Annotated in this window: 7 protein-coding genes and 1 pseudogene; all 8 read left to right on the top strand. The window is 59.8% G+C overall.

Annotated elements, in window-relative coordinates; all coding sequences use genetic code 11:
• The first annotated feature begins 10 nt into the window (after window positions 1-10).
• Window positions 11-2,395: an Ig-like domain-containing protein gene (locus tag B5F38_RS07835; protein WP_087408738.1), complete on the top strand. Its 2,385-nt coding sequence runs from the start codon at window positions 11-13 to the stop codon at window positions 2,393-2,395.
• A gap of 271 nt (window positions 2,396-2,666) precedes the next feature.
• Window positions 2,667-3,506 carry a hypothetical protein gene (locus B5F38_RS07840; RefSeq protein ID WP_087408739.1) on the top strand — a complete coding sequence of 280 codons (840 nt, stop codon included), beginning with the start codon at window positions 2,667-2,669 and terminating at the stop codon, window positions 3,504-3,506.
• Between the two features lie 261 nt (window positions 3,507-3,767).
• Window positions 3,768-6,743, top strand: coding sequence for a xanthan lyase (locus tag B5F38_RS07845; RefSeq protein WP_087408740.1), 2,976 nt, complete (start codon window positions 3,768-3,770; stop codon window positions 6,741-6,743).
• Between the two features lie 7 nt (window positions 6,744-6,750).
• Complete coding sequence (locus B5F38_RS07850) at window positions 6,751-8,616, top strand: PQQ-binding-like beta-propeller repeat protein (protein WP_087408741.1); 1,866 nt, start codon at window positions 6,751-6,753, stop codon at window positions 8,614-8,616.
• Window positions 8,617-8,626: 10 nt separating this feature from the next.
• Window positions 8,627-10,084, top strand: coding sequence for a glycosyltransferase family A protein (locus tag B5F38_RS07855; RefSeq protein WP_087408742.1), 1,458 nt, complete (start codon window positions 8,627-8,629; stop codon window positions 10,082-10,084).
• Window positions 10,085-10,090: 6 nt separating this feature from the next.
• Window positions 10,091-11,020: a DUF4922 domain-containing protein gene (locus tag B5F38_RS07860; RefSeq protein WP_087408743.1), complete on the top strand. Its 930-nt coding sequence runs from the start codon at window positions 10,091-10,093 to the stop codon at window positions 11,018-11,020.
• Window positions 11,021-11,027: 7 nt separating this feature from the next.
• The gene (locus tag B5F38_RS07865; protein ID WP_087408744.1) at window positions 11,028-12,332 is read left to right on the top strand and encodes a SpoIID/LytB domain-containing protein; all 1,305 of its coding nucleotides are present in this window, start codon (window positions 11,028-11,030) and stop codon (window positions 12,330-12,332) included.
• A 10-nt stretch (window positions 12,333-12,342) separates the two neighbouring features.
• Window positions 12,343-12,834: pseudogene (locus tag B5F38_RS14510) on the top strand (MFS transporter); the annotation flags it as partial.
• Window positions 12,835-12,995: the final 161 nt, after the last annotated feature.

The raw sequence follows: 12,995 nt of genomic DNA on the forward strand, positions 1-12,995 counted from the left end.
AAACGCTGCCATGAAAAAACTCTATATACTCGTCATAGCCCTCGTGGGCTGTCTCGGTCTGCAAGCCAAAGACATGACAGGCCTGAGAATCTACATCAACCCCGGCCACGGAGGCTGGGACTCGGACGACCGCAACGTAGCCGTCGCACCCTTTGCCCAGGGCGATACGCTGGGCTTCTGGGAATCTTCGTCGAACCTCCACAAGGGGCTCATGCTGCGCGAACTGCTCGAAGGCCAGGGGGCTACCGTGGCCATGTCGCGCGTGCTGAACCGCACCGAAGACGACCTCAACCTGAACACCATCAGCCGCGAGGCCAACGAATTCGATGCCGACCTCTTCTTCTCGATTCACAGCAACGCCACCGGCACCAGCAATCGGGTCAACTTCCCCATGATGCTCTTCAAGGGATACACCGAGAATCCGGCCAAACCCGAAGACAAGGTGGTGGCCAAGATTCTGTTCAAGCACCTCATCGAAAACCAGGTCACCTACTGGACGCAAACCAGTGAATACGTAGTGGGCGACTGGGATTTCTACCCCGACTGGAACAACGCCGGCCTGGGCGTGCTGCGTAACCTCACCGTCACGGGATTCCTCTCGGAGGGTTCGTACCACGACTATGTGCCCGAGACCTACCGTCTGCTCAACATGGACTACAAATACATCGAGGCCTGGCACTTTGCCAAGGCGGTGATGGAGTATTTCAATACCGACGGCTTCACGACCGGCCACATTGCCGGTGTCGTATACGACAGCCGCATGACCCGCACCGAGTCGTACGTACAGCACGGCCGCGACAAGCAGGTGCCCCTGTGCGGTGCCACCGTCACCCTGCTGCCCAACAACATCACCTACACGACCGACCCCTATTTCAACGGCGTATACATGTTCCGCGACCTGGCTCCCGGCAACTACCAGTTGAAAGTAGTGGCCGATGACCACTACGAACAGACCATCGACGTCACCGTTACGGCCAACACCATAAGCTATACCAACGTCGCCATGGACCGCGTGAGAAGCACGCCGCCCGAGGTGCTCTCGTACAGCCCCATGATGGAGAGCGAAACCGACAGCATCAACTGCACCACCCCCATCGTCATCAACTTCAACTGGGATATGGATGTAGAGTCGGTACGCGAAGCCTTCTCTATCGAGCCGGCCGTCGAGGGCGAAATCACCTTCGAAGACTCGCAATACCGCATGGTATTCACCCCCAACCGTCCCTACGAAGTGGCTACGCGCTACACCGTGACCATCGACAAGAGCGCCAAACACCCGGGTAACCTGTCGATGGAAGAGGACTTCTCGTTCTCCTTCCTCACCCAGGGCCGCAACCAGTTGAAGCTGCTGGCCTCCAGCCCGGCCGATGGTGGCGTGGTTCACTACACGAAACCGACCCTCGAGGTGCGGTTCGACAACGTGCTCGATGCCGTCGACATCCGCAACCTCATCAAGCTCTACGACAACGAGGGCAACGAGGTGAGCATCAACCTGCGCTCGGCCAAGTACAACCAGCTGGGCGACGTCTACGGCAACTACTATTTCACCACCGCTTCCGACCTGGTTCAGGGGCAGGAGTATCAGTTGCGAATCGATGCCTCGCTGAGCGACGTCAACAGTCTGCCCGTCATCGACCCCATCGTGATTAACTTCACCGCCGGCGACGTGCGCCACAACGACGCCCCCATCGAGGACTTCGAGACGGCCGACCGCATCACCTACGACGCAGCACAAAGCAGCGGAGTGTCCACAGCCAAGGCGGTCCGCTCGACCTCGCAAGCCCTCTTCGGTAGTGCCGGCTACAACTTCACCTACACCTTCAACGCCAACGAAGCCTATGCCTTCTACCCGACCGATGCCACCTTTGCCGGTGGTGCCACCGTCGACAACACCCAGACCATAGGCATGCACATCTATGGCGACCTGGCCTGCGACGAAATCTGGCTGCAACTCTCGTCGGGCGACGACACCCGGGAGGTGCTGCTCACCAACATCGACTTCCGCGGCTGGCAATTCCGCGAGGCCCGTCTCGACCAGCTCACCCCCGGCAAGAGCTACCGGGTGAGCGGCATCAAGGTGGTGCGCAAGGGCCCCTTCTTCTCCAACTCGGGCAGCTTCTACCTCGACAACATGCTGTCCTACACCTCGTCGGGTATCCAGTCCGTAGCCACCTCGGCCTCGATTCAGGTATACCCCAACCCGGCCACCGACCTGCTGCACATCCAGTCCGAGGCTCCCGTGCAACGCGTAGCCCTCTACAACCTGGCCGGTAGCTGTGTAGCCACAGGCACCGAAGCCGTGCTCGACGTCACGGGTATCCCCGCCGGTACCTACCTGCTCCAGATCAGAGCCGCCGACCACAACTTCTGCTACCCGGTATTGATTGTTCATTAGTTCATTTATTACCTCCTGCGAGGCTGCATACTCCGGCATTCCCGCCGGATATGCAGCCTCGTTCATCCATTAGGTTTTAACAGAAATTTGGTACTTTATATAAAAAATAAGCATTCCTTTTGGAAAATGTCGAAAGAAATTTTATCTTTGTGATGTATAAGCAACAGAGTAGCGATGCAAGGACCAGCATAATCACAGGCAAGGACTTGCAGGCTCTTTTTTAATTTAATGGAGTGATACCAGAAAACACCATTATCAAGATTTTGGATTTATGAAGATTATAGCAGAAAGTGGTTCCACCACTACGGAATGGGTTCTCGTCGACGGGAAAAATGTGGTAGAAAGGAGTTTTACCGAAGGTATAAACCCCTTCTTTCAGACACGTAGAGAGATCAGTCACAGCATACGGCTCAACCTGCCCGAAGCCTTCTTCAAGAAAAGATGGGAGCGGGTCTATTTCTACGGTGCCGGATGTGCCAACCTCGACAAGAAAAACATACTCGAGGCCTCGCTGGTAGCCCAGTTCAAGACCCCCATCTCGGCCGAGAGCGACCTGTTGGCTGCCGCCCGCGGTATGCTCATCGACAAACCGGGTATCGCCTGTATCTTGGGTACAGGCTCCAACTCGTGCCTCTACGACGGTGAGCGCATCATCAAAAACGTACGGTCGGCCGGCTACATTCTGGGCGACGAGGGCAGTGGGGCCGCCATGGGCCGCCGCTTCCTGAGCGACTACCTCAAAAATCTGGCTCCCAAAGAGTTGTGCGACGCCTTCTACGAGAAGTTCAAAGTCACCCCCGACGAGATTCTCGACTCGATCTACAACCACCCCTTCCCCAACCGGTCGCTGTCGACCTTCTCCTACTTCCTCAAAGACCACCTCGACAACAAATACGCGTTCAACCTGGTCTACGAAGAGTTGATGCGGTTCTTCCAGCGCAACATCATCCAGTACGACTACAAGTCATACCCGGTCTTCTTCATGGGAAATCTCGCCTACACCTACGCCGACATCCTCGACCTGGTGGCTAAAGATTTCGGACTCAATATCGAAAAGACCGAGAAGAGCCCCATGCGGGGACTTATCGAGTACCACTCGATTTACGGATAAGCTTCAACCACTTCCGCACCTCATAGCTATGCAGAACCGACACCCTCGATTCTGCATATTTTTTTTCGTTCACAAACGGAGGGAAATTCATATTAAAAAATACTAAATATATGTTCCCGAAATCAAAATATACCTATATTTGTATTAACTAAAAAGATAGTTTTTGCCCGCCGACACCGACGGTGGCTCTTTGGCACGGCCCAAATCGGAGCTACCCGACAAGAGGAGCGGAAAATAACCGAATTGATCCATTCGAAAAACATGAAAGAGAAACGCTATATCTTCCTGCTTATCCTCATAGCAGTCCTGCTCGGCCCCACACATGCCCGCAATCTGGAGCCGACCGTCGAGCAGGCACTCGCCTCGCTCAAGCCCCAGCATCTCGGCATCGGCGAAATCAAGCTGAAATCGCTCTCGCAACAGAAGGGCAACCGCCTCGTCATCGTCATGAACGACGAGTTTTCTTACCTGCCGTTCCGCGAGGAGCTGGTCAAACGGGCCTATAACACCGTGCGCTCCATCCTCCCCAAGAATCTGAGACACAAGAAGCTGGCCATCTACGCCGGTGGCTACGAAATCAGCCGACTCATCCCCTTTGCCGAGAATCACAAGCGCTTTGCCGTCAAGTGTCACCGACCCATTGTCGAGCCGGTAAACCGCCTCTACACCCCCGACCGGGGGCTGCTCAACCGCCACATCGCCCTGTGGCAGAGCCACGGGTTCTACTTCGAGCAGTCGCTCGACCGCTGGGAGTGGCAGCGCGCCCGCATCTTCCAGACCGTAGAAGACCTCTATACCCAGAGCTACGTCATGCCCTTCCTCACCCCCATGCTCGAGCAGGCGGGAGCCTACGTCTTCTCGCCCCGTGAGCGCGATACCAACGGGCACGAACTCATTGCCGACAACGACAACCCGGCCACCTATCGCGAAACCTCGGCCGGGAAAGAGCGCTGGAAGGAGGGCGGCATCGGATTCGCCCACCGGCAACAAGTCTATACCGATTTTCAGAACCCCTTTACCGACGGGAGCTTCCGCCAGACCCACACCACCACCGACCCGCACAAGGAGATACGGGCCTGTTGGCACGCCACGATTCCCGAGGGGGGCCGATATGCCGTCTACGTGGCCTATCACACGGTCAAAAACAGCACCGACGACGCTCTCTACACCGTATATCACAAAGGGGGTAAATCGCAATTCCACGTCAACCAGACCATGGGCGGCGGCATCTGGATCTATCTGGGGCACTTCGACTTCGAGGGGGGCCGGGAGGCCCGTATCGAGTTGAGCAACCTGGCCCGTAAAAAGGGACGCACCGTCACGGCCGATGCCGTGAAGATAGGCGGTGGCTACGGCAACATAGCCCGCCGGGTGAACCCCTCGCGCATCGAGAGCAACCCCACCCTGGCCGCTATCGACTATACCGACCAGTCCAGCGGATACCCCCGCTTCACCGAAGCGGCCCGCTACTGGCTGCAATGGGCCGGATTCCCGGCTTCGGTCTACTCGCCCACCCAGGGCGAAAACGACTATGTCGACGACTACAAATGCCGGGGAGAGTGGGTCAACTACCTGGCCGGAGGCTCGTCGGTACTGCCCGACAGCACGGGCCTGAACGTGCCGATAGACCTGGCCTTTGCCTTCCACTCCGATGCCGGCACCACCCTCAACGACTCGATTATCGGCAGCCTGGGCATCTACTTCACCGGGAAAGAGCGCAAAGTCTACATCCACGACGTGCCGCGGCAAGTATCGCGCTACCTCACCGACGCCGTGCTGTCGCAAGTGACCGACGACATACGCCGCACCTACGAACCCCAATGGAGCCGCCGGGGCATGTGGAACAAGTCGTACTTCGAAGCCCGCGTGCCCGAGGTACCCACCATGCTGCTCGAGTTGCTCTCGCACCAGAACTTTGCCGACATGCGCTACGGCCTCGACCCACGCTTCCGCTTCGTCGTGGCCCGGGCCGTCTATAAAGGCATCTTGAAGTTCATCGCCGCACAAAACGGCTACGACTACACCGTGCAACCCCTGCCGGTGAGCCACCTGCGCACCGAGTTTACCGGGGCGAACCAGATACGCCTCGCCTGGCGTGCCGTGACCGACTCGCTCGAGCCGACCGCCACCCCCGACCGCTACATCGTCTACACCCGGGTGGGCAACGGGGCTTTCGATGCCGGCACCCTGGTGAGCGACACCACCTGCACGCTGACCATACGACCCGACTCGATCTACAGCTTCTGCGTTACCGCCGTGAACCGGGGCGGCGAGAGCTTCCCCTCCGAGACGCTGTCGCTCTGCCGCGCCTCCAACGAGAAGGAAGTCGTGCTGGTTATCAACGGATTCGACCGCATCAGCGGCCCCGACAGCTTCGAGGTCGACACCATCACGGCGGGCTTCGACACCCGCAAAGACTTCGGGGTGCCCTACCTCTGCGACATCAACTACATAGGCGAACAATACGAGTTCCGCCGCCATATCCCCTGGCGCGACGATGACGACCCGGGCTTCGGTGCCAGCCGCGCCGACTACGAAACGCAGGTCATCGCCGGCAACACCTTCGACTATCCCTACCTGCATGGCCGCTCGATTGTGCGGGCCGGATACTCCTTTGTCTCGACCAGCGACGAGGCCGTAGCCGAGCAGCTTGTCGACCCGAGTCGCTACCGCATGGCCGACCTCATACTCGGCAAGGAGAAACAGGTCACGATGGGCCGGGGCACCAGCGGCTACGCCTTCAAGACCTTCGACCGGCCGCTGCGCGAGGCCATCACCCGCTACTGCAACGGGGGCGGCAACCTCTTCGTCTCGGGGGCCTACGTAGGTACCGACCTGTGGGACAACCACGAGGCCGACACGCTGGGACAGCAGTTTGCCAACCAGGTGCTGCACTACACCTGGCGCACCGGGCAAGCCTCGGTGAGCGGTCGGGTGAAACCGGCAGCCTCGCCCTTTGCCCGCTTCGGCAAGCTCGACTTCGAGTATTACCACACCCCCAACGCCCAGTGCTACGCCGTAGAGTCGCCCGACGGCATCGAACCCTTCGGCAAGGGCAGCTACACCATACAGCGCTATGGCGAGAACAACATCAGCGCCGGCATCTTCTACCGGGGCGATACATACAGCACCTGCGTGCTGGGCTACCCCTTCGAGACTATCAAAAGCGAAGTCCAACGCGACGCGCTCATGAATGCCATACTCTCTACCTTCAACGAAAACTCAAACGACCGATAAACAACCCATGAAACGATTTCTCCTCTCACTCTCCCTTCTCCTGCTGGTCATTGGCAGTCAGGCGGCCGACTTCAAGTTTGCCTTCCTCACCGACATCCACATCACCGCCGGCGACTCACTGCCCTGCAACGACCTGGCCCGATCGGTCGACCAGATCAACGCGACACCCGGTATCGACTTTGCCATCGTCTCGGGCGACATCACCAACCTGGGCGACCGCCGCTCCATGGAGGTGGTCAAGTCGCTGCTCGACCGGCTCGAGGTTCCCTACTACATCGTGCCGGGCAACCACGAAACGAAGTGGAGCGAGTCGGGGGTAACCGATTTCGCCCGCATCTTCGGCAGCGAGCGGTTCCGGTTCGAGCACGACGGTGTGCTCTTCCTGGGCATGAACTCGGGTCCCATCATCCGCATGGCCGACGGCCACGTGGCTCCGCAAGACATCGACTGGCTCAAGCGCGAACTGAGTGCCGCCGGTCCGGAGAAGCCTGTCATCATTGTCACTCACTATCCCCTCCAGCCGGGCGACGTCGACAACTGGTACGACGTGACCGACGCCATCCGTCCCTACAACATCCGCCTCGTCATGGGCGGCCACTACCACCAATACCTGAATCTGAAATACGACGGCATACCCGGCATTCTCTGCCGGTCGAACCTGCGCGACAAAGCCCCCGTCGGCGGCTACTCGCTCTGCGAGGTGACCCCCGACTCCATCCTCATCTACGAACAGCAGATAGGCCGGGAACCGGTGCGCCGGGGAGGCTACACCATGACCGGCCCCAACTTCGACAAAAGCAACGCCGGCTATCCCCGCCCCGACTACTCGGTGAACCTCGAGTATCCCCAGGTCAAGGAGCAGTGGCTGGTCAAGTGCGGCTATGAGATATTCTCCTCGCCCGCCTGCTGGGACCGCAAGGTCTACGTGGGCGACGACTCGGGCACCCTCGCCTGCTACGCCCTCGCCGACGGCAAGGAGCTGTGGCGGTTCAAGAGCGGCATGCGCATCGTGGGCACCCCCGCGGCCGACGACAACGTGGTGGTATTCGGCTCGGCCGACATGTGTATCTACGGACTCGACGCCACCACCGGCCGACTGCTGTGGAAAGTCCAGACCGACGCCCCCGTGCTGGGCGCCGTGACCCTGCACAAGGGGGTAGCCTATATCGGTGGCAGCGACCACTGCTTCAGAGCCATCGACCTCCACTCGGGGCAAGCCGTCTGGACCTACGAAGGGGTGGCCGGATACATCGAAACCAAACCGCTCGTCTACGACGGGCTCGTCATATTCGGGGCGTGGGACAAGAACCTCTATGCCCTCGACCTGAAAACCGGCCGTGAAGTGTGGAAGTGGCGCGACGGCAAACCGGGCAAATTCTACTCGGCCGCTGCCGTATGGCCCGTAGGTGCCCACGGCAAGGTGTTTGTGGCCGACCCCGAGCGGGTGCTCTCGGCTATCGACCTCCGCACCGGGGCCACCGTATGGCGCACCAAAGAGTCGATGGTGCGCGAGACCATCGGGCTGTCGGAAGACAACCGCCGCATCTACAGCAAGACGATGAACGACAGCGTGGTCTGCTACTCGGCTACCGCCGACCACCCGCAAAAGCTGTGGGCCTCGAACGTGGGCTTCGGCTACGAACACGCCCCCTCGATGCCCGTCGAGAAAGAGGGCGTGGTCTTCGGTAGCACCAAAAACGGACTCATGTTCGGCCTCGACGCCCGCACCGGCCGGGTATTGTGGAAGCACAAGGTGGGCAACTCGCTCATCAGCACCCTCGTGCCCCTTTCGAAAGAGCATTGCCTCTTCTCCGCCACCGGCGGCGAGATAGGGCTGCTTGTCATCGATTATAAAACGAATAAACAAAAATAAAACTCCAGTTATGAAAACAATCAACTGTTTCATTCCTTTCTCGAGCCAGGCTCAGGTAAGCGAAACCGTAAAAGGGCTGCGGGCCTGCGAACATGTGAAGAGCATCTACCTGCTCGCCACCGAAAAGAATCAAGAAGCGGTAGAGGGGTGTGAACTTCTGCCGGTAACCAGCCTCAACGCCTCGGCCACGCTGCACGCGATAGCCGACCGCAGCGATGCCGACTACACCCTACTCTACACCAAATACACCACCCTCGAACTGGGCTACTTCGCCCTCGAGCGCATGGTGCGCATCGCCGACGACTCCCAGGCCGGCATGGCCTACGCCGACTCGTACCACGTGACCGACGGTAAACAGGAGAAGGCCCCCGTCATCGACTACCAGTACGGCAGTCTGCGCGACGACTTCAACTTCGGGTCGCTGCTGCTCTTCAACGCCGCCGCCTTCCGGGAGGCCGCCTCGCGCATGACCACCGACTTCCAGTTTGCCGGTCTCTACGACCTGCGTCTGAAGCTGTCGCAAAAGGCTTCGCTGGTACACATCAACGAGTATCTCTACTCCGAAGTCGAGAACGACAACCGCAAGAGCGGCGAGAAGATTTTCGACTACGTCGACCCCAAGAACCGGGGCGTACAGATTGAGATGGAGGCCGCCTGCACCGAGCACCTCAAGGCCATCGGTGGATACCTCGAGCCCCGTTTCGAGAAGATTGCCTTCGACGAGGGTAACTTCGAATACGAGGCTTCGGTCATCATTCCCGTGCGCAACCGCGTACGCACCATTGCCGATGCCATCGAGTCGGTACTGAAGCAGCAGACCAACTTCAAATTCAACCTCATCATCATCGACAACCACTCGACCGACGGCACCACCGAGGCCATCGACCGCTTTGCGGCCGACGAGCGGGTCGTCCACCTCATTCCCGAGCGCAACGACCTGGGCATAGGCGGCTGCTGGAACCTGGGCGTGCATCACCCCAAGTGCGGCAAGTTTGCCGTGCAGCTCGACAGCGACGACGTCTACAAGGACGAGCACACCCTGCAAACCATGGTCAACGCCTTCTACGAGCAGAACTGCGGCATGGTGGTAGGTACCTACATGATGACCGACTTCCACATGAACATGATTGCCCCGGGCATCATCGACCACAAGGAGTGGACCCCCGAAAACGGCCGCAACAACGCCCTGCGCATCAACGGCCTGGGTGCTCCGCGCGCCTTCTACACCCCGCTTCTGCGCAAGGTGAAGGTGCCCAACACCAGCTACGGCGAAGACTACGCCCTGGGTCTGAACATCTCGCGCCGCTACCAGATAGGCCGCGTCTACGACGTGGTATACCTGTGCCGCCGCTGGGACGACAACTCCGACGCCTCGCTCAGCATCGAGAAGATGAACGCCAACAACCTCTACAAAGACCGCATCCGCACCTGGGAGCTGCAAGCCCGGGTGGCCATGAATAAAAAATAAACCGGTATGGAACTGACATCGAAACATATCGAACGCCTGCTCGACGACCAGCTCGCCGTGTGGGATTCGGCCCGCAACAACTACCAGGCACTGGAGTCGGTACGGGTCAAGGAGATACCGCTGGGGGGCTGCACGGTCAAGGTGCAGTTCAACCCGGCCCGCATCGTTTCGTCGGCGGCCAAGGTCGACACGAAATCGTTGAAGGAGCGCAAGTGTTTCCTCTGCGTCGAGAACCGGCCCGAGGTACAGCACGGGCTGCCCGACGGGGAGTACACGTGGCTCATCAACCCCTTCCCCATCTTCCCCAAGCACTTCACCATCCCGGTCAACCGCCACACGCCGCAACTCATCGGCAGCCGGTTCGGCGACATGCTGCGTCTGGCTCGCGAGGCCGACGACTTTGTGCTCTTCTACAACGGACCCAAATGCGGAGCCTCGGCTCCCGACCACGCCCACTTCCAGGCCGGCAACAAAGGTTTCCTGCCGCTGTGCGACGTGGTAGCCTCCTGCCACCGCACGCCGGTGATTACCCAGGGCTCGGCCCGGCTGAGTCTGGTCGAGGAGTACATCTGCCCCTTCTTCCTCATCGAAGCCACCGGGGCCGACGACGCCCGGGCCCTCTTCGACAAGCTCTACCAGACGCTCGAGGTGAAACCCGACGAAACGGAGCCCATGATGAACGTGCTCGCCTGGTACGACACCGACCGCTGGTCGGTCGCCATCTTCCCGCGGGCCCAGCATCGCCCCTCGTGCTACTTTGCCGAGGGCGACGACAACATCCTGCTCAGCCCCGCATCGGTCGATATGGGTGGTGTATTCATCACCCCGCTCGAGAAAGATTTCGAGAAAATCACGGCCGACGACCTGGCCCAGATACTCGCCGAGGTATGCCTCGACCGGGAGAAAATGAACCAAATAGCCCAAAAACTCAAATAGCACAGCCATGAAAGAGCCATCGGTAACCGTAGGAATCATGTCGGGCGAAACCATCGAGTTCGTCCTCAACGGCACCTATCTGCAGGGCGGCCTCCCGGTCGAAGGGGCCCAAACGGCCCGCATCGAGCAGGGGCGCATCGGCTGGAACGGCGGATTGTACGACCAGCTCCTCTTCACCCCGCAGGAGGCCGACCACTCGTTCTGCCTCAAGGGGGTGACCATAGGGGTGAAATTCCACTGGGAGCGCCGCGAAGACCAGACCTTCAGGGGAGCCCTGAAGCTGATTGTCGAGGGCGACCGCCTCACCGCCATCAACGAGCTGGGCATCGAAGAGTATCTGCTCAGCGTCATCTCGTCGGAGATGAGCGCCACCGCCTCGCTCGAGCTGCTCAAGTCGCACGCCGTCATCTCCCGCAGTTGGCTGCTGGCTCAAATACAGAAGAACAAGGCGCTGGCCGGGCAGAAACCCGTCTCGTGCTTCCGCACCGATCACGAGCTCATCCGCTGGTACGACCGGGAGGACCACGACCGCTTCGACGTCTGCGCCGACGACCACTGCCAGCGCTACCAGGGCATCACCCGCGAATCCACGCCCATCGTGGGGCAGGCCATCGAGGCCACCCGGGGCGAGATACTCACCTACGACGGCCAGATATGCGACGCCCGCTTCTCGAAGTGTTGCGGCGGCGTGATGGAGCGCTTCTCTTCGTGCTGGGAAAACCGCGACTTTCCCTACCTCGTCGCCCTGCGCGACGACCGCAACGAGCACGACTTCCCCGACCTGACCGTCGAGGAGAATGCCCGCCGCTGGATTTGCGAATCGCCCGAGGCCTTCTGCAACACCACCGACAAACGGGTGCTCTCGCAGGTACTCAACAACTACGACCAGGAGACGACCGACTTCTACCGCTGGAGCGTGGCCTACACCCAACAGGAGCTGGCGGCACTCATCCGGGAGAAATCGGGCATCGACTTCGGCCAGATTGTCGACCTGAAACCCGTCGAGCGGGGCACCTCGGGTCGGCTCATCCGCCTGCAGATACAGGGCACACGACAGACCCTCACCATCGGCAAGGAGCTGGAGATACGCCGCACCCTCTCGCCCTCGCACCTGTACAGCTCGGCCTTCATCGTCGAGCGCGAGGAGGTGGTCGACGGCATACCGCAACGCTTCGTGCTGCGGGGAGCCGGCTGGGGCCACGGCGTAGGACTCTGCCAGATAGGCGCCGCCGTCATGGGCGAGCAGGGATACGACTACCGACACATCCTCCTGCACTATTTCGCGGGAGCAACCATTGAAAAACTCTATTAACACATAAACCATGAATTCGCAGAAAAAGACATCGCCCTGGGCCTGGATTCCTACGCTATACTTTGCGCAGGGGCTGCCCTATGTGGCTGTGATGACCATCTCGGTCATCATGTACAAACGACTGGGAATCTCCAATACCGACATCGCCCTCTACACCAGTTGGCTCTACCTGCCGTGGGTCATCAAACCCTTCTGGAGCCCCTTCATCGACCTGTTGAAAACCAAACGGTGGTGGGTAGTGACCATGCAGATGCTCGTGGGCGCAGGCCTGGCCGGCATCGCATTCACCATTCCCGCGCCGCACTTCTTCCAAATCACGCTGGCCATTTTCTGGCTGGTGGCCTTCAGCTCGGCTACGCACGACATTGCGGCCGACGGTTTCTACATGCTGGCCCTCGACACCCACGACCAGGCCATGTATGTGGGCATCCGCAGCACCTTCTACCGGGTGGCCACCATCGCCGGGCAGGGATTGCTGGTGATTCTGGCCGGACTGCTCGAGTCGAACACGGGCCTTACCCCTCTGTCGCTCGAGGTGAAGGCCGGCCCGAAGTATGCCAGTGAAATCGCCCTCCCCTCGACCGACTACGTGACCGACAGCAACAACGACGAGATGCACTTCGTGGCCACGCCTGCCGTGCTCGAGATAGGTACCGCGGCCAA

The sequence above is a fragment of the Barnesiella sp. An22 genome (assembly GCF_002159975.1).
GTDB lineage: Bacteria > Bacteroidota > Bacteroidia > Bacteroidales > Barnesiellaceae > Barnesiella > Barnesiella merdigallinarum.